The 23,674-nt window shown below is 59.5% G+C and carries 21 protein-coding genes; 6 read left to right on the top strand and 15 right to left on the bottom strand.

Annotated elements, in window-relative coordinates; genetic code table 11:
* Positions 1-21 precede the first annotated feature (21 nt).
* The 8 genes from CRP02_RS14570 to CRP02_RS14535 all read right to left on the bottom strand — a co-directional run bounded on the left by CRP02_RS14570 (position 22) and on the right by CRP02_RS14535 (position 9,576).
* A complete protein-coding gene (locus CRP02_RS14570) occupies positions 22-387 on the bottom strand; it encodes an AtpZ/AtpI family protein (protein WP_003511695.1) in 366 nt (121 codons plus the stop codon).
* Between the two features lie 270 nt (positions 388-657).
* On the bottom strand, positions 658-1,809 hold the full coding sequence (locus tag CRP02_RS14565) for a cell wall hydrolase (RefSeq protein WP_179784026.1): 1,152 nt from the start codon (positions 1,807-1,809) through the stop codon (positions 658-660).
* A gap of 146 nt (positions 1,810-1,955) precedes the next feature.
* Entirely contained in the window at positions 1,956-3,875 is a 1,920-nt protein-coding gene (locus CRP02_RS14560) for a potassium transporter Kup (RefSeq protein ID WP_097171567.1), read from the bottom strand.
* Positions 3,876-3,890: 15 nt separating this feature from the next.
* Complete coding sequence (gene corA, locus CRP02_RS14555) at positions 3,891-4,868, bottom strand: magnesium/cobalt transporter CorA (protein WP_174001449.1); 978 nt, start codon at positions 4,866-4,868, stop codon at positions 3,891-3,893.
* Between the two features lie 338 nt (positions 4,869-5,206).
* A complete protein-coding gene (locus tag CRP02_RS14550) occupies positions 5,207-6,358 on the bottom strand; it encodes an Mrp/NBP35 family ATP-binding protein (protein WP_065702785.1) in 1,152 nt (383 codons plus the stop codon).
* A 127-nt stretch (positions 6,359-6,485) separates the two neighbouring features.
* Positions 6,486-7,709: a CmpA/NrtA family ABC transporter substrate-binding protein gene (locus CRP02_RS14545; protein ID WP_097171566.1), complete on the bottom strand. Its 1,224-nt coding sequence runs from the start codon at positions 7,707-7,709 to the stop codon at positions 6,486-6,488.
* A gap of 78 nt (positions 7,710-7,787) precedes the next feature.
* Complete coding sequence (locus CRP02_RS14540; RefSeq protein WP_025592618.1) at positions 7,788-8,528, bottom strand: helix-turn-helix transcriptional regulator; 741 nt, start codon at positions 8,526-8,528, stop codon at positions 7,788-7,790.
* A gap of 208 nt (positions 8,529-8,736) precedes the next feature.
* The gene (locus CRP02_RS14535) at positions 8,737-9,576 is read right to left on the bottom strand and encodes an IclR family transcriptional regulator (RefSeq protein ID WP_097171565.1); all 840 of its coding nucleotides are present in this window, start codon (positions 9,574-9,576) and stop codon (positions 8,737-8,739) included.
* Between the two features lie 112 nt (positions 9,577-9,688).
* On the opposite strand from CRP02_RS14535, the gene CRP02_RS14530 reads away from it, so the two are divergent.
* From CRP02_RS14530 to CRP02_RS14515, 4 genes are all read left to right on the top strand, one after another.
* Positions 9,689-10,459: an SDR family NAD(P)-dependent oxidoreductase gene (locus CRP02_RS14530; protein ID WP_097171564.1), complete on the top strand. Its 771-nt coding sequence runs from the start codon at positions 9,689-9,691 to the stop codon at positions 10,457-10,459.
* Positions 10,459-11,373 (top strand): 2-dehydro-3-deoxygalactonokinase, encoded by a 915-nt coding sequence (locus CRP02_RS14525; protein WP_097171563.1) that lies wholly within the window; start codon positions 10,459-10,461, stop codon positions 11,371-11,373. The genes CRP02_RS14530 and CRP02_RS14525 overlap by 1 nt, the downstream gene beginning before the upstream one ends.
* A 77-nt stretch (positions 11,374-11,450) precedes the next feature.
* Positions 11,451-12,080, top strand: coding sequence for a 2-dehydro-3-deoxy-6-phosphogalactonate aldolase (locus CRP02_RS14520; RefSeq protein ID WP_026330617.1), 630 nt, complete (start codon positions 11,451-11,453; stop codon positions 12,078-12,080).
* 4 nt (positions 12,081-12,084) lie between these two features.
* Positions 12,085-12,972 carry an SMP-30/gluconolactonase/LRE family protein gene (locus CRP02_RS14515; RefSeq protein WP_097171562.1) on the top strand — a complete coding sequence of 296 codons (888 nt, stop codon included), beginning with the start codon at positions 12,085-12,087 and terminating at the stop codon, positions 12,970-12,972.
* 94 nt (positions 12,973-13,066) lie between these two features.
* Here the strand turns inward: CRP02_RS14515 and CRP02_RS14510 are convergent, their stop codons facing one another.
* Both CRP02_RS14510 and CRP02_RS14505 read right to left on the bottom strand, forming a co-directional pair.
* On the bottom strand, positions 13,067-14,419 hold the full coding sequence (locus CRP02_RS14510; RefSeq protein ID WP_003519050.1) for a putative bifunctional diguanylate cyclase/phosphodiesterase: 1,353 nt from the start codon (positions 14,417-14,419) through the stop codon (positions 13,067-13,069).
* A 142-nt stretch (positions 14,420-14,561) separates the two neighbouring features.
* Positions 14,562-16,181 (bottom strand): response regulator, encoded by a 1,620-nt coding sequence (locus CRP02_RS14505; protein WP_179784151.1) that lies wholly within the window; start codon positions 16,179-16,181, stop codon positions 14,562-14,564.
* A 406-nt stretch (positions 16,182-16,587) separates the two neighbouring features.
* Between CRP02_RS14505 and mutL the strand changes: the two genes are divergently transcribed.
* Together mutL and CRP02_RS14495 are read left to right on the top strand one after the other, a co-directional pair.
* Positions 16,588-18,408, top strand: a complete 1,821-nt coding sequence (gene mutL, locus CRP02_RS14500; RefSeq protein ID WP_097171560.1) for a DNA mismatch repair endonuclease MutL — start codon at positions 16,588-16,590, stop codon at positions 18,406-18,408.
* 149 nt (positions 18,409-18,557) lie between these two features.
* On the top strand, positions 18,558-18,779 hold the full coding sequence (locus CRP02_RS14495) for a DUF2093 domain-containing protein (protein ID WP_003519053.1): 222 nt from the start codon (positions 18,558-18,560) through the stop codon (positions 18,777-18,779).
* A 230-nt stretch (positions 18,780-19,009) separates the two neighbouring features.
* Here the strand turns inward: CRP02_RS14495 and lpxK are convergent, their stop codons facing one another.
* From lpxK to CRP02_RS14465, 5 genes are all read right to left on the bottom strand, one after another.
* The gene (gene lpxK / locus CRP02_RS14485; protein ID WP_097171558.1) at positions 19,010-20,056 is read right to left on the bottom strand and encodes a tetraacyldisaccharide 4'-kinase; all 1,047 of its coding nucleotides are present in this window, start codon (positions 20,054-20,056) and stop codon (positions 19,010-19,012) included.
* A gap of 164 nt (positions 20,057-20,220) precedes the next feature.
* Complete coding sequence (locus CRP02_RS14480; protein ID WP_097101655.1) at positions 20,221-20,958, bottom strand: HAD family hydrolase; 738 nt, start codon at positions 20,956-20,958, stop codon at positions 20,221-20,223.
* Positions 20,952-22,274: a lipid IV(A) 3-deoxy-D-manno-octulosonic acid transferase gene (gene waaA / locus CRP02_RS14475; RefSeq protein WP_004432170.1), complete on the bottom strand. Its 1,323-nt coding sequence runs from the start codon at positions 22,272-22,274 to the stop codon at positions 20,952-20,954. Before waaA ends, CRP02_RS14480 begins: the two co-directional genes overlap by 7 nt.
* A gap of 215 nt (positions 22,275-22,489) precedes the next feature.
* A complete protein-coding gene (locus CRP02_RS14470) occupies positions 22,490-22,729 on the bottom strand; it encodes a DUF4170 domain-containing protein (RefSeq protein ID WP_019564234.1) in 240 nt (79 codons plus the stop codon).
* 58 nt (positions 22,730-22,787) lie between these two features.
* Positions 22,788-23,594 (bottom strand): 3'(2'),5'-bisphosphate nucleotidase CysQ, encoded by an 807-nt coding sequence (locus tag CRP02_RS14465; RefSeq protein ID WP_004432172.1) that lies wholly within the window; start codon positions 23,592-23,594, stop codon positions 22,788-22,790.
* Positions 23,595-23,674: the final 80 nt, after the last annotated feature.

Here is a 23,674-nt window from a genome sequence, read left to right as displayed (position 1 = left end):
TCAACTGCAAGAAAAAACAGCTTAAACGCCGTCTTTTCCACCCTCGTCTCGCTTGTCGGCTCTCTCAAGCAGCGGCGGCTTTGCCACCGCGCCCGTGGAGCGCAACACATTCAATACGCCTGCGCAGAAACCGAGAAGAAGAAGAACGATCATCCCCCACGGCGTCGTGCCGACAAAATAGTCCAGAAGATAACCCAGCATAGCGCCGACCACGATGGCCGAAATGAACTCCGATGAGAGCTTCACCGCCATCGCAAAGCCTTTCCGGCTTTCCGCGGCATTGGTCTCCGCCCTCACTTCCGCCTCATCCTCCGCCTTCACCTTTGCCAACTCTTCGGCAAGGCGCTTGCGACGCTCGTCCAGACTATCGTCACGGTTGCCAGTCATCTTAAAATCCCACCCATTTTCTCCGTTCCAGCCATGCCAGAACCCTTTGGAGTTGTAAACGGTGACGGATTAAGCCTGTTCCAGCCCGCTCTGAAGTCGCGCGCAACATAGTTTTAGGGGCTTCGCTAGTCAAGGCACTGGCGAAGCTTGTTTTTTGACAAATTAAATATTTAAAAACAAAGGCTTAACGCCAAATCGCCGTTTGTCGACGATGTTTCCCCCGGGAATCGGCATTTTTGACACGCAAATTGCGACAAATTGGCGGTGGTATCAGCTCCAGCCGCCACCATAGGTTCGATAAAAGACGTGCAAGCCAATCCTGCCGACCTTCTTCATGGATTTTCCCCAGGCGGGACGAACATAGACGGCATGATAGTGAGTCGCCGAGCCGACTTCCGTCAGCCAGATTTTGCCGGCGGTGGTGGCCATGGCCACTTCGCGCGCCATTTTCCAGTGACGTTCGGAATTCACCCGGTCCTTTATATTGTCGCAGGCGAAGGAGAACTGGCAGCGGTTGCGCCAGTCCTTGTTCTGATAGACCACACCGCAGATGGTTTTCGGGTAAGAGGGGTTGCGCACGCGGTTAAGGATCACCTGTGCCACCGCCGCCTGTCCCTTGACCGATTCACCCCGTGCCTCGAAATAGATGCCGGATGCGAGGCATTGCTGTTCGGCTGCGGAAAACACGGCAGCGGGCAGCGGCGTTGCCGCCCATGCGTGATCGTCCGCGCCGATCAACGGCACGAAGCGGCCGGCCTCCGGCTTTTTCAGAATGGCGTCGAACGGAGATTCACGGGCGAAATCCGGTTCGGCCGGCGCGTAAGCCGTGGCGAGAATGTCGGGAGTCCTGTTGGTGACGAGTTCCGCCAGCATCGGAGAGACGCTTTTGTCCGCCTTCTTTTCTTCACGGCGGAAATAGAAGGAGGCAAGTTTGACGTCGCTGTCGCGTTTCGGTTTCACAAAAGCCGTGCGGTCCTTGCGCTTCAGCGGCTCTATATCCAGCATGCTGGTGCGTTCCAGCACGGAACCGGCGGTGAAGGCCTTTGGCGGCTGCATGATTTCGGTTGCGACGATGCGACCCTTCTTGGCGGCACGGTTGACGCGCTCGCTGTCGGGTGTCGTCTCGTCACCCTTCTTGTTGGTGACGAAAGCCACTTTGCGGCCATCGGGCAGGGTCATGCCGCTGCCATGCAACGCCGCCTCCCCCTCCGCATCGTTAAAGGTGAGCGAGGCATTGTGGACGGAGCCTGCCGGAGACGCGGTCAGCACCATGCGCCATTGCTCGCCGCCATTGTCCAGCCCCGCCAGCAGGGAGGCCAAATCCGCGCGTGCGGCGATGGAAGGAAAGACGAGCCAGGCAGCAAGGCCGAAGACAACGGGTGAGGTCCATGCCTGAAGGGACGCAAAGGACCGACGACGCATTACTCTTTTCGAACGCAAAACCAGCACTCCGAACACCAGGAACCATATTTGTTACAGGTGTTCGAGAATCTCTTATTAACCTTGATGCTTGGTTAACGCCGCGCGTGGGCGCGGCTTCACGTTAATGTGTAACCACCTTCTAATGATCAGACGACGACGTGAGACCCGAGTTCCACCACGCGGTTGGCCGGAAGGCGGAAGTAGTCCGAGGGATCGGCGGCCGTTTCGGCAAGCGCGATGAACAGTCGGTTCTGCCAGCCCGGCATGCCCGATTTCGGATCCGGCACCAGCTTGCGGCGACCGAGATAAAACGAGGTGGACATGATGTCGAACTTGTAACCCGTGCGCCTGAGGTAACCGAGCGCCTGGGTGACGTTCTGCGTTTCCATGAAGCCGAAATGCAGTTCGACCACGGCAAAACGATCGCTCAGCTTCGTCAGTGTGTAACGATTTTCGGGACGGACGCGCGGCTGGTCTTCCGTGCGGATCGTCAAAATCACGTTCTTGTCGTGCAGGACGTGGTTGTGCTTGAGATTGTGCAGCAATGCAGCGGGTGCGGCATCCGGATCGCCAGTCAGGAAAATCGCTGTGCCGGGCACGCGCACTGGCGCATGGGCGCTTTCCTTTTCCACCGAAGCCACGAAAGCCTTCAGCGGCACATCGCTGCGGCGGGTCTTGGCGAAGAGGATTTTCGAGCCGCGCTGCCAGGTGGTCATGATGATGGTGAAAGCGATTGCCAGCAACACCGGCACATAGCCGCCATCATGTATCTTGAGCAGGTTTGCACCGAGGAAAATCAGTTCCAGCAGCAGAAGCGGCGCCAGCACGCCAATCGCCAGCCAGATGGACCATTGCCAGCGCTTGCGCACGAATTCGAAGAACATCATGCTGGTGACGACCATCGCGCCAGTAACGGAAATGCCGTAGGCGGTGGCCAGCGCATCCGAACTCTTGAAGGTGAGCACCAGTGCGACGACGCCGAACAGCAGGATGGTGTTGACGGCGGGAAGATAGATCTGCCCGGTATTGGTTTCCGAAGTGAAGAGGATTTCCATGCGCGGCAGGTAGCCGAGATGGATCGCCTGACGCACGAGCGAGAACGCGCCTGTTATAACCGCCTGGCTGGCGATGATGGTGGCGGCGGTCGCCAGAATGACGGCCGGCAGGATCGCCCATTGCGGGAACATCAGGTAAAACGGATTTGACATCGCCGCCGGGTCCTTGAGAACCAGCGCGCCCTGGCCGAGATAATTCAGCGTCAGCGCCGGGAAAACCAGACAGAACCATGCCCACTGGATGGGACGGCGGCCGAAGTGGCCAAGATCGGCATAAAGCGCTTCAGCACCCGTGATCGTCAGGAAAACCGCGCCCAGCACGACGATGCCGTAAAACCCTTCATTGGCGAGAAACTCGACCGCGTGCCAGGGGTTGAAGGCAAAGAGAATGCCGAAATCATCGGCGATATGAATGAGGCCGGCCACACCCATGACCAGGAACCAGACGGCGGTGATCGGTCCGAAGAATTTCGCTACCGTTCCCGTACCGTGCGATTGGATCGCGAAGAGGCCGATGAGAATGCAGACGGAGATGGGAATAATAAAGTCGTCCATGGCCGGAGTGACGAGCTTCAGACCCTCCACCGCCGAAAGCACTGATAGCGCCGGCGTGATCATGGCATCGCCCAGGAACAAGGCTGCGCCGATGAGGCCGAGCACGATGAGAACGCTGCGGTGAGTGCCCGCCGTCTTCATCAACAGCGCCAGAAGCGAGAGTGTGCCGCCCTCGCCGTCATTGTCGGCGCGCAGGAGGAGCGTGATGTATTTGAACGTCACGATGATCGTCAGAGACCAGATCATCAGGGATGTCAGGCCGATGACTTCTTCTCTCGTCACGCCATCATAGGCGATCGGCTTTAGCGCTTCGCGGAAGGCATAGAGCGGGCTGGTGCCGATATCGCCGTAGACGACGCCGATAGAACCAAGGATCGCGGCATAAAGCCCCTTGTTCTGATGCTTGTCATCCGAATCCGGCTTCTCGGTAACGTCCTTGTCTGCGATTTGAGACATGATGATCCTGGCTCCTTAGAGCCAGCCCTTCCAACGGAAAAAGAGAAACGGGATGATTGCCGACATCAGCATGACGACGAGCGCGAGTGGATAGCCAAACGTCCAGTTCAACTCCGGCATGAGCTGAAAGTTCATTCCATAGATCGAGGCCACCAAAGTGGGCGGCAGGAACACGACCGACGCGATCGAGAATATCTTGATGATGCCGTTCTGCTCGATGTTGATGATGCCGAGAGACGCGTCCAGCAGGAATGTCAGATTACCGGAAACGAAGGAGGCATGTTCGCTCAACGACTGGATATCCCGACCGATCGATTTGCTCTGTTCCCTCGCTTCCTTGTCCTGCTGGACCTGCGCACTTGTGGACAGGAAAGTCTGCAGGCGTGCAAGGGAAGCAAGGCTGTCGCGAACCTTGGAGATCAGCCGATGATAGGCGGCAATGTTCGTCAGTCGGTCTTCTAGATAACGCGGCGCCTTGCGCTTGCTGCGCGCCTGGCTGCCGAGAAGATCGGCGGCGAGATTGTCGATGCCTGCCACCGAGTTTTCGAGAATTTCCGCCGTGCGATCGACGATGGTTTCCAGCAGTTTCAGCAACAGCGCGGTGCCGCTGCGCATCTCGTGCGGCACGCGGGTGATGGCGGCGGTGAAGAGGTGGAATGATTTCGGCTCGGCATAACGGATCGTCACAAGGCGCTTGCCGGCAAGAATAAAGGCGACATCGGTCAGGCGCGGACCGTCGGAATCTGCCTTCCAAACCAGAGAGGCGGTCATGAAGACGTTGCCGTCTTCCATGTAAAGGCGGCTGGAAGGTTCGATATCCTTCAAATCCTCTCGGGTGGGCAGCTCAAGCCCCAGCAGTTTTTCAACGTACTGCTCTTCCGTCCTCGTCGGATTGATAAGGTCGATCCAGACGATATCGTCGGGAATCTGTTCACGGCCGTCGTCTGGCGACAGGCTGATCGCCTCGCAGTTGGCGCGATAGGCTTTTATCAATCCGTTTCTCCGGTCCGCATCGCTGGCTTCAGCCGCAATGCTGCTTAACATATCCTGTTCAAGGTCGGCAAACCTTTGGACGACACTTCAGGGAACACCGGAACGAGCGGGATTTTCACATCCCGCCGGACTGACGGACCAAGAACCAAACGGCGCAGGGCTATGCTCCCAAAGCGAGACCCAATCAAGCAATATTTTCTCGCGACAGCATTGCAGGCGATGCATCTCTGGCGTTCAAATGCATCGGCCTTTCCCGAAGCCACCAGTTAACATATTGTTTTTAAAATATATCCAGGCAGGACAACCGCCCGGCCTTTTTTTCTTCCGCAACCGGTACGTTATTCGAAAACGATTTTCGGCGCGGCTTTTCTTTCGCCAGCACCGATGCGGGCCCAGACTTTTTCCGCAATATCGCGGTAGATGGCGGCCTGCGGACCATCCGGCTCGGCGGCAACCACCGGCGTTCCGGCATCAGACATTTCACGGATGGAAATGGTGAGCGGCACTTCGCCGAGGAACGGCACGCCAATCCGCTCAGCCTCTGCCTTTGCACCGCCATGGCCGAAAATATCATAACGCGCGCCGGTATCCGGTGCGATGAAGTAGCTCATATTTTCGACGACGCCGAGCAGCGGCACTTCCACCTTGCGGAACATGGTGATGCCCTTGCGCGCGTCGATCAACGCCAGATCCTGCGGCGTTGAGACGATGACGGCGCCGGCGAGCGGCACCTGCTGGGCGATGGTGAGTTGCGCGTCGCCGGTGCCAGGCGGCATGTCGAGCACCAGCACATCGAGTTCACCCCACGCGACTTCACGCAACATCTGCATCAATGCGGACTGAACCATCGGCCCGCGCCAGATCATCGCCGCTTCCTCATCCACCAGAAATCCCATGGACATGACCTTCAGTCCGTAATTTTCCATGGGAATGATGATGCGGTCTTCCTGCTGCTGCGGGCGTCCTGAAATCTTCAGCAGTCGTGGCAGCGAGGGGCCGTAAATGTCGGCGTCGAGCATGCCGACCTTGAGGCCGAGCGCCTGTAGGCCCAGCGCCAGATTGACGGCGGTCGTGGACTTGCCGACCCCGCCCTTGCCCGAGGCAACGGCGATGATCGCGCCGACGCCGGGTACGCCGACCTTCGACGAGCCGGGTTGCGCGGGCGGCCGGCCGGTTGCAGCCGCAGGGCGCGCGGGTGCCGGTGCCGGGCGCGCCGGTGCGGGTTGTTGTGTGCCGGGTTTGCGATCCGCCGTCAGCGCGACGACGGCACCGGCGATACCCGGAACGCCCTTGGCGGCCTGTTCAGCCGAAAGCCTCAACGGCTCCATGTCGGCTGCCCTGTCGGCCGGGACGGTAATGGAGAAATAGGCTTTCGCGTCGGCGATGAAGATTTCCGAGACCATGCCAAGCGCCACGATGCTTTTGCCGCTGCCGGGATAGATGACTGCCTCCAAAGCCTTTTCGACCTGGTGCTTGCTGACCTCTGCCATATGTTTACTCCGCTACATCATCCCGCCGGATATGGGCTGCATTCCGCGCCATCCATAGACAAACGCGGCCCGTTCGCCAATGCCAAACCGCAAACAGCGGATCATCGCGACGGTTTATTCGCAGACTTCAGATTTCGTCGTCCATATCAAGCGTTTCCGGATCGAAAACCCGACCATCGAAAAAACAGTCGGGACCGAGGACAAGACCCGAGCGTGACGCGCCGACATGGACCGGTTCCCGCAACGTGCCTTCCAGCTTCAGGTTCGCGCCCGGCACCGGCACGAAAAGCGGCTTCATCGCCTTACGGAAGATATCCGGCCGATAGGCATTGCGCGCAGCCTCCACCACGGCTGCATCGAACTGGCGATCGGGGGGAACCTCACCCCAGCGCAACATCTGGCTAAAGAACCACAGCGCCTGGCTTTGCCAGGGGAAATTGGCGGCCTTGGCGCTTGTTACGAAAAACTCCTGAAAGCGCTGCATGTCCCTTTGCGAAGTGGAAATATAGCCTGTGAGCGCCGGAAGCAGGAATTCGCCGTTCTCGTCAATATAATGGGGGGCGGCAAGAATGCCGGTAAGTTCCTCGATATTGGCGGAGTTGGCGCACCATTCGCCGGCGCGATAAAGCGCACGCAGCAAGCCTTCCAGCACAGTGGCGTTCTCTTCCGCCCAGGGCCGCTTCACGGCCAGTATCTTTTCAGGCGCGTTGTGCCAGATCAGCGCTCCCGTGGTGACGATCCGCCCGCTGCCACCCAGCACCACAGCGCTGCCCGCCGGTTCGGCGGTACAGAGCGCATCGACCTTGCCGCTTTCCAAAAGCGCCGGCATAGCCTTCGGCATGGCTTCGACGATTTCCATGTCGCGGCCGAGCAGCACGCCGCAGCTTCCGAGCAGATAACGCAGCGCATAAAACGGCGTGGACACGATATCCTCGATCGCAAAGACCGGCGGTTTTTCACCCGCCGCCCGGCGCGCGGAACAGACACGAGCCATCGCCCGCCCGAACGCCGCCGGGTCTGGCAGCTTCATGCCCTCCCGGTAAAGCTCGTCGAAAAATCCGTGCGAAACGGTCGTTGCCGATCCGCCAAGGGAAAGAGTGAAGACGCCGACAATATCGGCCGGCAGGTCATCGAGGCCAACCGCGGAACCGACGGGAACCGGGGCGGGCAAATGGGCGATCTGAACCTCGTCCTCGCCAAGTGCTGCAAGCACGGCGCGCGCGGATTGTTTTCGGATGAGTTCCAGTTCGACGCCTTCGTCGGCAGCAAAGCCTTTTTCGGCAGCGGCTATCAGTACGGCGCAATCGACAGTCGGAGAAAACCCCGCTTTTATCCTATGCCGTTCCGGCAAACGATTTCTCCTTCCCGGTGATTCGAAAGAAGGATCGCCCAGGAACCCATTTATCACAATGATAAATTTGCGGTTTCGCTATTTAATCAGACCAACCCGGAGCGCCTTTGCGACGGCTTGGGTGCGGTTGACCGTATCGAGTTTTTTCGTCGCACGGTTCAGGTAGTGATTGATGGTATGTTCCGACAGCATCATGATTTCAGCGATCTCGGCGCTGGTCTTGCCGGCGGCCGTCCAGTTGAGACAATCTATTTCGCGCTCGTTCAATGTCTCTGGAACCCGCAGGTCAAGGCGGCGGATTTCAGATAGCCGGGCAAAGATATGGCTGGAAATGTAAAAAAGTTCCGCAAGCTGGCTGGTGGGCAAAGTCGTTTTGTTGCCGGAAAAGGACACCGCTCCCCGCATCGTGGTGATGTCGTGAACGGGAAACCACACCGAATTGATCATATCGAACCGCTCAAAAAGACCGATGACCGGTTTTTTTGGCGCGTTTTCATCGCCGCTGACCAGAAAATCCAGGGAGACGGAAAAGGGTGTGGTCGATTTCTTCAACTGCGCCATCACCCGGCTTCTCTGCAGCATGCCCTCTTCGTCATAACGCTGCAAAAGCTCGGCCGGCCAGCTGGTGATGATGGTGCATTGCGACAATTCGCTCGCCATTTCGGCCGACAGGTCCAGCACCATGAAGGCTTTGAATCCCCAGGCTTCCGTCAGCCGTTTCAAAAACCGGAATATATCGAATTGCGTGTTCAGACCGGCGATCTCGCGAACGCAATCAACACCAATCGACTGAACGGCGGCCGTCTCTGTTTTCTGCATGAAGCGGTTCTTCAAAAAAGAGAAAATACCGCCGCAAAGGCCTGCCTTCGTGCGGAAATTGCGCGGATGTTACTCGCCAAAATGATTCATGCAAACAAAAGTTGAAACTTAATTCCGAATAATCGAAAATAAGATTTCACTTACACGCACCGGCGCGCGATCTGCCGTTTTTGAAGCGGAAACCAACAGCTTCATGCATCCATTTTTCTCAACCATTCGCAACCGGAGATAATCTGCAGGCAAGTTCCGCCGAAATTTGATCGGCCGTTTCGCGCACCAGAGGACCCCATTTCCGCAGTTGCTCCACATCCACGCGATAGGCTGGGCCGGTAACGGAAATCGCAGCGAGAAAATTACGCCCCGGCGCCCTTACCGGCGCGGCAACGCAGTGAATGCCGATCTCATGCTCCTGAAGGTCGAAACCGTAGCCATTGCTGCGAATGGCGGCCACATCCTGCGCCAGCATTTGCGGGGTAACGATCGTATTTTGCGTGAAGCGGTGGAAGTCCAGCTCTGCGGCAAGTGCAGCGAGATCGTCAGGGGAAAGCATTGACAGCGCGGCCTTGCCCACCCCTGTGCAATAGGCGGGTGATGTCTTGCCCACCTGCGAATGCATGCGCAAAGTATGCCTGCCCTCCATCTTGTCCAGATAGGTGACTTGCCCGCCGTTCAGAACGGCAAGATGCACGGATTCCTGCGTCGCCTCCTGCAATGCCGCCAGATGCGGCGCGGCAACGCTGCGCAGATCATTGCCGCTCCAGGCCTTGGCAGCCAATTGCAGCAGCCTCAGACCCACGACATAGGTCTGGTCGGCGACATGATCTACCAGACCTTCGGCCACGAGATGGGCGAGCTGGCGGTGCACCGTGCCGCGCGGCTGGCCGCAAGCCTCGACAACGTCGGTGAAGCGCATCGGTTTTTCGGCAAGGGCGATAAGCTCCAGAAGCGAGACGGCCTTACCGAGTGTGCCGGTTACGCTTTCCTTTTTTCGCTCAAAGGCAGGAACCACCTCATGCTCGCTGTCATTTGGGTTTTTGTGATCGGGCATGCAACATCCACCGTCATCTGTCTTGACATAAGCCTGCGGCCAAGAGAATAATTCCACTTAGTAAAATCTAGTTCCAAATAATGGAACAATCAATCCCCTACTGGACGAGACGATGTCGATGATGCAAGCCCATTTCCCTGACCTCAAGGACGCGGGCGTGCTCGTCACCGGCGGCGGCTCCGGCATCGGGGCATCGCTGGTGGAGGCCTTTGCGGCGCAGGGCGCAAGGGTCGCGTTCATCGACATCGCCGAAGAGCAGAGTGTGGCGCTCGTTGCGCGGCTTGCGCAGAGCACACGCCATCAGGTCCATTTCTTCAAGACCGACCTGCGCGACATTGCGGCGACCCGGCAGAGCGTGGAGGCGGCAGCAGCTGCGACCGGCGGCATCAAGGTGCTCGTCAACAATGCCGCATGGGACGACCGCCACGACATCGATACAGTCACAGAAGCCTATTGGGATGCCAATCAGGCCGTCAATCTCAAGCAGATGTTCTTCACGGTTCAGGCCGCCTTGCCACATCTGCGGCAGGCGCAGGACGCAGCCATAATCAATTTCTCCTCGATTTCGTTTTTGCTGAACATGGGCGAGCTTCCTTCTTATGCGGCAGCCAAGGCCGGCATCATCGGCCTGACGAAAAGCCTGGCCGGACGGTTGGGGCCGGAAAATATCCGCGTCAACACGCTGCTGCCGGGCATGATCGTGACGGAACGGCAGAAAGAATTGTGGCTGACGGACGACGACGTCACCTCGACCACGGCACGGCAATGTCTCAAGCGCACGCTTGTCGCCGCCGATCTGGTGGGTCCGTGCCTGTTTCTCGCATCATCGGCATCGAGCGCGATCACCGCGCAATCCATAATCGTAGACGGAGGCCTGTTATAATGTCTGAACCCGCTTTTATCGCCGTCGACTGGGGCACGACCAGTTTCCGGCTCTGGCTGCTCAGCCGGTCCGGCGCGGTGCTGGCTGAGCGCAGAAGTGCTGAAGGCATGACGACGGCCATGCGGACCGGCTTTACAGAGGTGCTGCAATCGCATCTCGATGCCATCGGCGCACCGGAAAAACTGCCGGTTCTCATCTGCGGCATGGCAGGTGCGCGGCAGGGCTGGGTGGAGGCCGGTTATATCGACGTGCCTGCATCGCTTTCAGCGGTTCTTGATGGTGCGGTGCGCGTGCCGGGTCAGGAGCGGGATGTCCGCATTCTGCCGGGGTTGGCGCAGCGGGACAAAAACGCACCTGATGTGATGCGTGGCGAAGAAACGCAATTGCTCGGTGCACTCAGCTCCGCCGGTGGCGGCAGGAAGCTGGTCTGCATGCCCGGCACCCATTCCAAATGGGTAACGGTGGATGGCAGCGACGTGACGGGCTTTGCCACCTTCATGACCGGTGAGCTGTTCGAGGTCATCTCGAAACAGACCATCCTTTCCCATGCGGTGGCGGAAGCCGAAGCCTTTACCGGCGAGCACGAGGCATTCAGGGCGGCGGTGCGTGACATCTATGCCAATCCGCAGCTCGCCACCAACCGTCTGTTCACCCTGCGCTCCGGACAATTGCTGCACGGCCTCACCGCGACAGACGCCAAGGCCAAGCTTTCCGGTATCATGATCGGACTGGAAATTGCCGGTGCGCATTCCTCCGTACGGCGGGACACGCCGGTGGTGCTGATTGGCTCCGGCGCGCTCGGTGCGCTTTACGAGGGTGCATTCGCAGCCCTTGAGATTCAATATACTGTCATCGACGCAGACGAGGCCGTTCGGCGCGGGTTGTTAGCCGCCGCAAATGCCATCTGGTCATAGATTATTCAGTGGAGCGGAATTCCAGGCGAAAACCGCTCACGCTTTTCGCCATCCCGCTCAAGGACGAAAGACCCACCATGCGTATCCCCTTCCCCGCCATGAAATATCCGCTGATCGCCATCCTGCGCGGCCTTAAACCCGAGGAAACCGAAGGCGTCGTCGGCGCGCTGATCGAGACCGGCTTCCGCGCCATCGAAATCCCGCTCAATTCGCCCGATCCGTTCCGCTCGATCGAGATCGCCGCGAAGATGGCGCCCGCCGATTGCCTGATCGGCGCCGGCACCGTGCTCAGCACGGAAGACGTGGATGCGCTGGACGCCGCCGGTGGCAAGCTGATGGTCAGCCCCAACGCCGATGCCGACGTCATCACCGCCGCGCGCGTCAAGGGCATGGTGACGATGCCGGGTGTTCTGACCCCCACCGAGGCTTTGGTTGCCGCAAAGGCCGGAGCAACCGGGCTGAAATTCTTTCCCGCCAGCATCATCGGCCCGGCCGGCATCAATGCGATCCGGACGATCCTGCCGAAGGATCTGGTCATTGCCGCCGTTGGTGGCGTTTCGGACAAGAATTTCGCCGACTATACCAACGCCGGCATCCTCGCTTTCGGGCTTGGCACCAGTCTCTACAAGCCCGGCATGACGGCTGCGGAGGTGCGCGAGCGCGCCATCGTCACGCTTTCGGCCTATGATGCAGCAATTGGAGGATAAGAGCATGGCGACCGTTTATCCCTTTGCCGGACGTGTTCTTGACGAAACGCCGATGACGCTTGGCGAAGGCCCGACTTTCGACCCGGCGACCGGCACGGCCTGGTGGTTCAATATCATCGGGCGCGAACTGCATGAATTGCATCTCGCTTCCGGCCGCAAAACGGTGCACGCCCTGCCCTTCATGGGCAGCGCACTGGCGAAAATCAGCGACCACAAGCAATTGATCGCCTCCGATGACGGCCTTTTCCTTCGCGATACGGCAACCGGCGTGTTGACGCTGCATGCGGAGCTGGAAAAGGACATGCCCGACAACCGCTCCAATGATGGGCGTATGCATCCCTCGGGCGCGCTGTGGATCGGCACAATGAGCCGCAAGGCGCAAATCGGCGCGGGCAGCATCTACCACGTTGCCAGGGGAACCGTGACCAAGCTATTTGCCGATATCAGCATTCCAAATTCGATCTGCTTTTCGCCCGATGGCGCGACCGGATATTACGTCGACACCAAGGTCAACGAGCTGATGAGGGTGCCGCTCGATGCCGAGACGGGACTTCCCACCGGCAAGGCAGAGGTGTTCATTGACACCGCCGGGATCGACGGTGGCGTAGACGGATCGGTCTGCGATGCGGAAGGGCATATCTGGAACGCCCGCTGGGGGATGGGTGCGGTCGATCGTTACGATGCCGACGGCAACCACATCGAACGCTATCTGGTGCCGGCGGGACAGACCACCTGCCCGGCCTTCATCGGGCCCGATGCGTCGCGCCTTCTCGTCACATCCGCCCGCGAAAATCTTGACGACGACGCCATTGCCGCCAATCCGCAGCACGGAAAGACATTCGAGCTGGGGATTGAGGTGAAGGGCAGGTTCGAGCCGCTCTACCGGTTGTGAAGCGCGGCGCGTGCCGCCTTCTCATTCCTGTGCTCGTCACAGGAATGAGGTTGGGGAGGTCCCTAGAGCCTTATTTCCAAGGCCATTCCATTTCTCAGGGAATATCCGACAGGATCTCGCGATAGTTTTCGTGAAGGTAACGCTGCGTGGCGGCGGCATCGGCGGGGCGGCCGTAAAAATAGCCCTGCCCCATGGCGCAGCCGAGCGCGCGCAGTTTTTCCTCTTCCGCCTGCTCCTCGATGCCCTCGGCGACGACCTCTAGATCAAGCCCTTCGCACATGGCGACGATGGCCTTGATGATATGTTCCGAAGGACGGTCGCTGCTGATGCGGGACACGAAGGCGCGGTCGATCTTGACCTTGTCGAAAGTGAAGTCGCGCAGGCGGCCAAGGCTCGACTGGCCGGTGCCGAAATCGTCAAGAGAGATACGAACACCGGCACCCTGCAATTCGCTGATGATGCGCTGCGCGGTATCGGCGGATGTCATGACAGCCGTTTCGGTGATTTCAAGCTCCAGCCGGTGCGGATCAAGGCCGACACGCGACAGGATGGACAGAATATTATCCGCTGTGCCGGGATCCATCAATTGCGCGGAAGACAGGTTGAAGGACAGGAAAAGCTCTCGCGGCCAGAACAGCGCCGCTTCCGCAGCCTTCCTCAGCAGCGCTTCCGACAGCGCGTCGATGAAACCGCGTTCTTCGGCCAGCGGAACGAAAACGGCGGGCGATACGAAACCGAGATCGGGGTCGTTCCAGCGGGCGAGTGCCTCGAAACCGATGACCTTCGCTTCTTCCAGCCTGACGATGGGCTGGAAATGCACGTCGATCGCATCGGTGATGATGGCGTTACGCAACGCCTGTTCCAGCTGGGTGGCGCGCTTCATTTCCTGCGCAATCTCGCGCGAATAGACCGTTATCTGGCCACGGCCACGGCGCTTGGAACGGTAAAGCGCAGTCTCGGCGCTTTTCAGCAAATCCTCGAAATCATCGCCGGCGAAGGGATAGATGGCAAAACCGAAGGAGGAGGAAAGCCGGACGTTGCGGTCGCCGAGATCGTAAGGCGCAGAAAGCACGTCTTTGATCATGTTGCCAATGCGCTCTGCGCCGGTGCGCTCGAATACCAGCGGCAGCACGAAGGCGAATTCGTCGCCATCATGGCGCGTCACGGCGGCGCCATCGGGAATGCAAGCCTTCAGCCGATGCGCGACCTGGCACAAAATCTCGTCGCCCGCCTGCACGCCGAAAAGATCGTTGATGGGTTTGAAGCCGTCAATATTCGCAATGCCGACGGTGAAGGGCGCGGGATCGCTGGAACGCTCGCTGGCGAGCATGCGGATTTTGTCCCGCAAACGGTAACGATTGCCAAGCCCCGTCAGTGGATCGCTGTAAGCCATCGCCTGCAGCTCGTTCTGGCTGACGTGCAACGCCTGCGGCTCTGCCCGTTTCATTCCTGCATCTCGTGAATCCCGTGTCGACCGCGATCACAATGCAGGGCAAGTATTAAAAAAGCCATAGAACCGCGCATCGAAAATGCGGCGGCGTTTCCGCAAGGCCAGCGGCTCTAACACAAAAAGCCGAAATGGAGGAGCTTCAGGCTTGCAGCCGCAGGGCATCCTTGCCGAAAAGGCGCAGGAAAACGGCATCGACCATATCGGGACTGACGGGTTTCAGCAGCATGTCTTCCATGCCCGCCGCCAGGCATTTGTCGAGATCGCCCTCGAAAGCGTGGGTGATGACGCCGACGATGGGAATGCGCTCGGCGCCGGCCAGTGCGCGCATACGGCGGGCGACCTCAAAACCGTCGATATCGCCGAGCGTGGTGTCGAGCAGGACGACGGACGGGGCCTGTTCCGCAAAAAGACGCAACGCCTCCTCACCCGACGTGGCAAGCCGCCAGGACAGCCCCAATCCGTCAAGGATTTGTGAGAAGACGATCTGGTTGACCCTGTTGTCCTCAACGAGAAGTATCTCGCAGACGCCGCCGGTCTTGAGGATTTTGGGCAGGTCTTCGGTCATGATCTCCCAGTCCTCGTCGGAGGATTTTTCCTTCGGAGACGATTTGAGGCCGACGGCGAGATAATGCAGCAGCGAAGCGTCGATCTCCTCTTCCTCGATGGTGACGACCGGCAGGTCATGCGCAGCCGCGATATCGAGGCATGTGACACTCATCTGGGCGTCGACGACGACGACATCGATGCCGACGCCTGCGGAAGCGGCGATATCGATGAAACTACGCTGTTCTTCCTCGCTCCTCACCACGGCATGATCCATGCCGCTCGCGGCCAGCCGGTGGCAGGCGGCTTCGGCAAAGCGCCCGTTTCCGGAAACCACCAGCACCGCCTTGCTTTTCAGCAGACCGCCTGCGGCATCGCGATCTTCATCCTTGCCATAGGTGGAGGCGACGAAATCGACATGTTCGAGCGAGGGGATGACGGGCATGCCGTTCGCGTCGATGGTGGCGAGCGCGGTCACGTCTTCCATCGTCGTGACCAGGAAATGCCGGCCAGGCCGACCCACCCGCTGCTTGCGGGTAATCGTCAGCACCTCTTCACCATTCGCGCGCCTTACCCTTTCGGGAAGGATGCTCGGCGTGCCGCTGTCCAGCACCTTGCGATCGGCAGCGTCGATCCGGCCTGCGACCTGGCGCGAATGCAGATCGAAAACCGTGCGGCCGAGAATGCTCTCTGCACTGGTCTCGACCATGGTGCAGGCGGCTTTATTTACGGCGGCATAGGCGAGGTTCCGGTCCTTGACGAGGACCGGAAACGGCAGATTGTCGAGAATGTCTTCGATCAGCTGCACGCGCTCAAGGTCGATGCGCCACTGTTCTTCTCTTTTCTTCTGTTCGGAAATATCGGCAACGACGCTGATGCCCAACCCGGAAGGCAGGCGGTTCATGACGAAGCGCAGGAAGCGCTCCCCCTTCAGCCGCTCGGTTTTTTCAGACCTTTCCTTCCAGTGCAGCGCCAGCCGCTCGCCAATCCATTCCTCGCGTCCCAGCTGCCGGGCATTGGCGGACAGGCTTTCCGCTTCCAGAAGATAACAATCGTAAAGCGCGCTCAGATAGTCGCGCAGCCGCGCGCCCGGCCCGATAACGGCCTCTTGCAGTGGAAAAAAACTCAAAAGCTTCCGGCTTGCGAAAACGATGTGATCGTTCCGGTCGTAAACGACGATCGCCGCGCCAAGCGCGTCGCAAAGGGCATCAAGCATCACCGTATGAACGCCCGCGCCGGAGGACGCCAAATCACTCAACTGCAAACTCCCACCTGTTTTCAGGGTCAGGCTTATGTTTCTATTGGAATCGTCCGAGGCAAATGCCGGGATGAAACGGTAAATTCCGAAAAAGAGACATCAGGGTTCGCTACTTGAAGCAGTCTTGAGGGGAAGATGACGTTCACCCATATACGACGTCACACCACCCGGCGAAGGGGGGCCTCGTTCCTGCAGTCATTTCAAGCCGCCTCACCATATGCAAGGCCGATTAAAGGCGGATTAACGCTTAACCTGACGTTGACGGAAATGATCAAATGCCGGGCAGGCCGCAAAACATGTGCAAACTTTCACGACTTGAGTTTTTTGCTTTCGAAGCCGTGACGAATCCGCGAAAATGACGATCATGGCCATCAAGCAGCTTTCAGAAACCCTCATCAACCAGATCGCCGCCGGCGAGGTCATCGAAAGACCCTCCAGCGCCACGAAGGAGCTGGTGGAAAACGCCATCGACGCGGGCGCAACGCGCATCGAGATCGCCACGGCGGGCGGCGGCAAGGGACTGGTGCGCATCACCGATAACGGCTCCGGCATGTCGCCTGCCGATCTGGAGCTTGCGGTCCGACGCCATTGCACCTCGAAAATATCCACCACGCTTGACGATATCCGCACGCTCGGCTTTCGCGGCGAGGCCCTGCCCTCCATCGGCTCGGTTGCCAAGCTTTCCATCACCAGCCGGCAACACGGCGCAGAACAGGGTTCGGTGATCTCCGTCACCGGCGGCAAGGTCTCCGAGGTCCGGCCCGCCGCCGCCAATGCCGGCACCATCGTCGAGGTGCGCGACCTGTTTTTCGCGACGCCCGCACGGCTGAAATTCCTGAAGACGGAGCGAGCGGAGGCAGCCGCCATTACCGAAGTCGTCAAACGGATGGCAATTGCCTTTCCGCATATCCGCTTCGTGCTGTCAGGCACCGACCGCTCCACACTTGAAATCCCCTCCACCGGCGACGATCACCTTGCCCGCATGGCGCAGATTCTCGGTGCCGAGTTCAAGGACAACGCCATCGAAATCGATGCCGGGCGCGAGGATGTAACGCTCTCCGGTTTTGCCGGCGTGCCGACCTTCAACCGCGGCAACTCGGCGCATCAATATGTCTTCGTCAACGGTCGCCCGGTGCAGGACAAATTGCTGTTGTCCGCCATTCGCGGTGCCTATGCCGAAACCGTGCCGCACGGGCGATATCCGGTCGCGGTGCTGTCCCTGACGCTCGATCCCGCCTTTGTGGACGTGAACGTGCATCCGGCGAAATCAGATGTGCGCTTCCGCGATCCCGGCCTCGTTCGCGGGCTGATCGTCGGTGCGATCCGCCAGGCGCTGACCCGCGACGGCGACAGAGCGGCGACGACTGGTGCCAGCCAGATGATGAACGCCTTTCGCCCTGGCTACAGCCCGTCCAATCTCCGACCGTCTGCCGCTGCGACATGGTCCGCCGCGGCCTCGCCTTCCCGACCGCTTGCCGTTTCCGGGAACATGCAATTTGCCGAGGCAGTGCAATCGCGCTTTTCCGACATCACCATGCCGACCGCGCGGGCGGAACCCCGCGAGGTTTACGAGGCGTCTGCAAGCCCGTCGCTGGAACCGTTACAATATCCGCTCGGCGCCGCGCGGGCGCAGCTGCACCAGAACTACATCGTCGCGCAGACGGAAGACGGCCTCGTCATCGTCGATCAGCATGCGGCGCATGAACGGCTGGTGTTTGAGGAAATGCGCAATGCGCTGCATTCCAGACGCCCGCCTTCACAGGTGCTGCTCATTCCTGAGATCATCGACCTTCCCGAAGAGGATTGCGACCGGCTGATGGACCATGCGGCTGGTTTCGATGCGCTGGGGCTGGTCATCGAGCGTTTCGGACCGGGGGCGGTCGCGGCTCGCGAAACGCCGGCGATGCTTGGCGAGGTCAACGTGCAGGGGCTGGTTCGGCAGCTTGCCGACGAGATCGCCGAATGGGACGCCGCCTCCACGCTTGCCAACAAGCTGGAATATGTCGCCGCCACCATGGCTTGCCACGGCTCGGTGCGTTCAGGGCGGCGCATGCGGCCGGAGGAGATGAACGCGCTTTTACGGCAGATGGAAAACACGCCGGGTTCAGGACAGTGCAATCACGGTCGTCCGACCTATATCGAGCTGAAACTTTCCGATATAGAACGTCTCTTCGGCCGAAGCTGAGCCTTAACCCGGGGGCAGCAGGCAGGGCTGGCCTTGGGCGTAGCTCAGCGATATAAATTCAGGGGACTGGAGCATCCGGATTGTTCAGGAGAACGCTACGCCGTTTCGGGCTGGATGCACTGACAGGACATAGCAGGAGACGAAAACGGATGAACAGATTTGAGGGAGGCGGAAACCGCATCGCCGTCATCGAATATCTCGACGGTGACTTCCGGATCGTGCAGACCGGCTCGCATGTCATATGCGCCATCACTGGCAAGACCATTCCGGTCGACGAGCTGCGCTACTGGAGCGTCGCCCGGCAGGAAGCCTATGTGGATGCCAGCGCCTCACTGGAGGCAGAGCGCAAGGCTGGTAATTTGCCCGCCTGATCAGGCGCGGAAGCACGCCCGAAATGGCCGCGTGTGAGAACGCTTCTTTTCGCGCTGAGGGTTGCTTACCTCTCCAACCTCATCCCTGTGCCTGTCACAGGGATCCAGCCAGCCCAAGTCCTTGAGCTGATAGGAGTTTTTTCGCCGCGCAGACGCGCGTCGGCTGGATTCCTGTGACAAGCACAGGAATGAAGGGGGTAAATACCCGGCGGCTTACGTTCCGAGATGCTCTAAATTGACGTCCGCGCATTTTCCCGCAGCAAACGGGCGCGGCAGTTCACCACCGCCGTATCGATGATCGTCCCAGCCGCATTGGGATCGTCGAACACCATGTCGACCTCGATCACCAAGCTGTTCCACAGCAATTCTTCCGCACGGCCATGGTGTCCGTTAAGACGCACGGCGTCCTTGGCAGTCGTCACCAGCTGCAAGTTTTCCTTATCCGCGTCCTGCAGAAGATCGGCGATCTCGTCATCGCTGAAATGGTGATGATCAGGAAAGGAGCGCTGCAGCACGATTTCGCCGCCAAGCCCCTCGACGGTTCGGAAAAACTTGGCGGGATCGGCGATGCCCGCATAGGCCAGCACGCGCCTTGCCTTGAAATCCTGCGGTTCCTGCGGCTTGATCGCCGCGACGAAAACCGGTTTGGCGGCCTTTGCCGCGGTTCTGACCAGCGGATCGGCCGCATGGCCGTTACCGACCTTCAAGAGTCCGGTCATATGCCGCATCTGTTCGGCAAGCGGCGCCCGGACCGGGCCGCCCGGCACAAGATGACCGTTGCCGATGCCGCGCACCGTATCGATAACGACCAACGCATAATCCAGCGTCAGGCGTGCGCTCTGGAAGCCGTCATCCATGATGATGAGATCCACGCCCTCCTTCACCAGCCGATGTGCGCCTTCCACCCGCTTGCGGGAGATGACCGTCACCGCCTCGCGGGCAAGCAGCAGGGGTTCATCGCCGACATCAGCGGAGCGGTGCTGCGCGGGATCGACGAGGGTGGTGACATCAAGTGTGCCGCCATAACCACGGCTCAGGAAGCCGGGTTTCAGGCCCTTTGCGGTGGCGGCTCGGGCGATTGCCATTGCGGTCGGCGTCTTTCCGGCACCACCAACGGTGAAGTTGCCGATGCAGATGACCGGAACGGGAACGCTCGCCCGTTTTGCCGTGCGCATCCGCCGGCCGGCAATATTGCCGTAGAGAAGGGAAAACGGTGATAACAGCCAGGCTTGCCAGCCTGCTTTCTGCCACCAGAAAGGCGGCGCTTCAGAAACCATATATGCCTGCTCCCGGCTGCATCGCCCACGGCATTGCGCTTAAATTCGACAAGTCACATGGGTATTTGCCAGAAAAAACCCTGAATTGCAAAACCCGGTTATACATGCGCAGCTTGTCTCTTCCCATCTTGTGCGACAAGTGGCGCGCACTGCGGGGACATAACCTAAACAACGCGTTCCGGCAGCAGGGTTTCCAGCGCGGTAATGTCATCGAAACAATAATGGGCGTCGGCGCCAAGGCTTTCGCGCGAGCCGGTTCCGGTGAGAACGGCAATGCGCAATCCCGCGCCGGCATTTCTCGCCATGTGCAGATCGTGATTATTGTCGCCGACCACTGCCACGCGCGCGGGCGCAAGGCCGATCGCTTCGCAGAAACCGAGAACCATGCCGGGTTGCGGCTTTGTGCCGTAACCGCTGTCATAACCCGCGACGAAATCGACATCGCTTTCGAAACCGAAACGGATCGCCGTCTGGCGGATGGATTTTTCGTTGTCGCTGGACGCGATGCCGAGCTTGTAGCCGCGTGCCTTGAGCCTCGCGAAAAATGCCTTGAGATCGGTCACCGGCACGGATTTATCCGCTGCCTCGGTGAATAGCCGGTCGAGCCGCGCAGTCAGCTCCACGACATCGCAGGGCGAACCGGCGGCGACGAGACCGGCAGCTATCTCCGCCGTATTGCCGGCTGCCAAAAGACTGTCGGGCACCACATGCCCGGTAACCGGATCCATGCCGCAGGCGGCAAGAAGCTGGTCCGCAAGACCGGGATCGCCCTTTGCCGCAATCGCCGCAAGTTCGCGGTTCACCGGCCCCCAGCTTGCGTCATAACCCAACAGCGTGCCGTCCTTGTCGAAAAGGACAGCGGCAATCGATTGGGTCGCATCAATTTCCATATCCGCTACCATGAGCCGATGGCACTCCGCGGTTGCAGCTTGGCGGTGACTGTGAGCGGGTTGATGTAGGGCTCCAGCGCCTTGACGGTAGCGGAAAGCGCGCCGCGCATGTCCTGAATGACCCGGTTGCCGGCATCGATCATCTTGTAGCGTTCATTGTCGTTGACCAGGAGGTAATGCACCGCCTTGGCCAGCATCTCGACATCGCGGACGATGCGCCCGCCGCCGGCGCGGATCAGCTTCTGATAGGCCTCACGGAAATTCTGTACATGCGCGCCTGACAGTACGGCGCAGCCCAGCATTGCCGGCTCCAGCGGGTTCTGCCCACCCTCCGCCGTCAGCGAACGGCCGACGAAGGCAAGTTCGGTGAGCCTGAGGTAAAGCCCCATTTCGCCAATGGAATCCCCGAGGAAGATATCGGTTTCCGGCGTGATCACGTCGTTGCGGCTTCTGCGCGCCACGGTCAGCCCCATGCCCTTCAGCATGGCTTCCACATCGTCGCCGCGCTCAGGGTGGCGCGGCACGATGATGGTCAATTGACCGTTGCGCGACTTGATCGCCGCATGCACGGTGGCTGCTGCCTTCTCTTCACCGTCGAAGGTGGAGATCGCCGCCCATGTCTTGCGGGTGCCGATCTGCCTGCGATAGTGCTCGAGCAGAGCTTCGTCGCAAGGCGGCGGATCCGTATCGCCCTTGAGGTTGCCGGATATCACCACCGGCCAGGAGCCGAGATCACGGAAGCGTTCGGCATCGACATCGGATTGCGCAACCACCAGCGCCAGCTTGGAGAACAGCGATTCCGCAATGTCGTGCCGGTTGTTCCAGCGGTCAAAGGAACGGTCCGAGAGCCGCGCATTGACCCGGATCTGCGGAATGTGCCGGCGCTCCAGCTCCATCATCGTCACCGGCCAGATTTCCGATTCAGCGGTGATGGCGGCATCCGGTGCCCAATAGGCGAGGAAACGGTTGACCGCGATCTTGATGTCGAGCGGCACATATTGGTGGATCACATCATCGCCAAGCCGGGTACGGGTCAGCTCGGCCGAGGTGACGGTGCCGGTGGTCAGAAGCACGAAGATATCGCGCTTGCGTATTTCGCGGATCAGCGGAATGAGGGCGAGCGTTTCGCCGACACTTGCGGCATGGAACCAGACGAGCGGGCCACGGGGGCGCTCCGCGCTGGCGTAACCGAAACGTTCTAGACGGCGGCGCTTGTCTTCCTTGCCCTTTGCGGCCCGATAGGAAAGATAAGGCCGTGCAAACGGATAAGCGGCGATACCGGCAATCCTGTAACCGGAAAGAGCGAAACGTGCGATACGGCTGCTCATGACATTCTGCCCTTGATCATTCCGCGCAATGCCCTGCCCCTGTTCTTTGTTGTTATCGCCGCCTACTTCTTCTCAAATTGCGTCATTTTTTATCATCGGAAACAAAAGCGCGATCACGTTTTCTCGCAACCGAATTTCCTGCCTGCCATTCCGGGCAGGAATCACGGGAAAACTCGCCTTCACCCAATAGTATTACAACGCAAGGGCAAAAGGACTCAATTTTTATCGTCGGGATTGAGAAGACGGTGCATATGCACGATAAAATAACGCATATGGGCGTTATCAACAGTCATCTGCGCCTTGGATCTCCACGCGGTCAGCGCTGAAGCGTAGTCAGGATAGATGCCGACGATATCGAGCGCATTCAAATCCCGGAACTGAACATCCTGAAGATTTTCCAGTTCGCCGCCGAACACAAGGTGCAGCAGCTGTTTCTGTTTGCCAGATTCCGTCATGTCTTGTCTCTTTCTTAAGCTCTGAGAGCCCCTCATCTGCGGGATTTCCCGGCAAACGTCAACCATCGGACAGATGTGAAAACGCTTTCAAAAGCGCGGGAAGCGCATATTCTGCTGCAGCGCACAATGCGGGGTGGTTTACCTCGCGGCGATTATACATCAGGGGTTTTCCATCAAGTCCGACCAAACTGCCGCCTGCCCTTTCGAGGATAAGGTCTGCGGCGGCCAGATCCCACTCGTGCGAGTTCGCCTTGACCAGCGTTCCATCGATGCGGCCATCCGCCACCATCGCCAGCCTGTAGGCGAGCGAGGGCACATGCGGAATGCGCTTGACGGTGCTGCGCACCTCTTCCGGCAGATGCGTAATCACGTCTTCCGGTGCGGCCAGATGGAAGACGCCGGTGTTTTCGCGGGCGGCTGAAATCGGCTTGCCGTTCTTCAGCGCTTCGCCGCCTTCAAGTGCGGTGAATTCCTCTGCGAGTGCAGGCGCAACAAGGGCGGCAACGACCGGTCGCCCCTCATGCACCACCGCGACGCTGACGCACCAGGTATCCCTCCCACCGATGAAGGCGCGCGTTCCGTCGATGGGATCGATGACGAAGACGGTGGAGCGGGCAAGTCTTGTCGTATCGTCATCCGTCTCTTCCGACAGCCAGCCATATTCCGGCCGGGCGGTACGCAGGATGGTTTCGAGAATTTCGTTTGCCGCGTAATCGGCCGCGCTGACCGGTGAAAGCCCGCCATTCTTCCACCAGACCTCGGGGTCCTTGCGGAAGAAACCGAGGGCCGTCTCGCCCGCCTTGCGTGCGGCTTCGAGGACCAGCCTCAAATCGGAAGCCCAGCGGGCCTCAGCCATATCGTTCATTTTGCCGTCTTTTCCGCGCGCCTCATACGGCGCGCCTGTTTTCCCTTCGCACTTGCACACAAAGTGCTGGCGAAAACAAC

This window comes from Rhizobium sp. AN5 (assembly GCF_900215255.1).
GTDB lineage: Bacteria > Pseudomonadota > Alphaproteobacteria > Rhizobiales > Rhizobiaceae > Agrobacterium > Agrobacterium tumefaciens.
Note: the sequence above shows the minus strand (reverse complement) of the source record. Positions and strands in the feature narration are given on the sequence as shown.

Coding starts and splice junctions, on each gene's coding strand:
- CRP02_RS14480 (WP_097101655.1), bottom strand. CDS start 20,958: ATGGTAGCGGATATGGAAATTGATGCGACCCAATCGATTGCCGCTGTC.
- CRP02_RS14540 (WP_025592618.1), bottom strand. CDS start 8,528: ATGCAGAAAACAGAGACGGCCGCCGTTCAGTCGATTGGTGTTGATTGC.
- CRP02_RS14525 (WP_097171563.1), top strand. CDS start 10,459: ATGTCTGAACCCGCTTTTATCGCCGTCGACTGGGGCACGACCAGTTTC.
- CRP02_RS14560 (WP_097171567.1), bottom strand. CDS start 3,875: ATGTCTCAAATCGCAGACAAGGACGTTACCGAGAAGCCGGATTCGGAT.
- CRP02_RS14550 (WP_065702785.1), bottom strand. CDS start 6,358: ATGGCAGAGGTCAGCAAGCACCAGGTCGAAAAGGCTTTGGAGGCAGTC.
- CRP02_RS14530 (WP_097171564.1), top strand. CDS start 9,689: ATGTCGATGATGCAAGCCCATTTCCCTGACCTCAAGGACGCGGGCGTG.
- CRP02_RS14520 (WP_026330617.1), top strand. CDS start 11,451: ATGCGTATCCCCTTCCCCGCCATGAAATATCCGCTGATCGCCATCCTG.
- CRP02_RS14465 (WP_004432172.1), bottom strand. CDS start 23,594: ATGAACGATATGGCTGAGGCCCGCTGGGCTTCCGATTTGAGGCTGGTC.
- CRP02_RS14505 (WP_179784151.1), bottom strand. CDS start 16,181: ATGCTTGATGCCCTTTGCGACGCGCTTGGCGCGGCGATCGTCGTTTAC.
- CRP02_RS14565 (WP_179784026.1), bottom strand. CDS start 1,809: ATGCGTCGTCGGTCCTTTGCGTCCCTTCAGGCATGGACCTCACCCGTT.
- waaA (WP_004432170.1), bottom strand. CDS start 22,274: ATGAGCAGCCGTATCGCACGTTTCGCTCTTTCCGGTTACAGGATTGCC.
- CRP02_RS14495 (WP_003519053.1), top strand. CDS start 18,558: ATGAACAGATTTGAGGGAGGCGGAAACCGCATCGCCGTCATCGAATAT.
- CRP02_RS14535 (WP_097171565.1), bottom strand. CDS start 9,576: ATGCCCGATCACAAAAACCCAAATGACAGCGAGCATGAGGTGGTTCCT.
- CRP02_RS14470 (WP_019564234.1), bottom strand. CDS start 22,729: ATGACGGAATCTGGCAAACAGAAACAGCTGCTGCACCTTGTGTTCGGC.
- CRP02_RS14570 (WP_003511695.1), bottom strand. CDS start 387: ATGACTGGCAACCGTGACGATAGTCTGGACGAGCGTCGCAAGCGCCTT.
- lpxK (WP_097171558.1), bottom strand. CDS start 20,056: ATGGTTTCTGAAGCGCCGCCTTTCTGGTGGCAGAAAGCAGGCTGGCAA.
- CRP02_RS14515 (WP_097171562.1), top strand. CDS start 12,085: ATGGCGACCGTTTATCCCTTTGCCGGACGTGTTCTTGACGAAACGCCG.
- mutL (WP_097171560.1), top strand. CDS start 16,588: ATGGCCATCAAGCAGCTTTCAGAAACCCTCATCAACCAGATCGCCGCC.
- CRP02_RS14510 (WP_003519050.1), bottom strand. CDS start 14,419: ATGAAACGGGCAGAGCCGCAGGCGTTGCACGTCAGCCAGAACGAGCTG.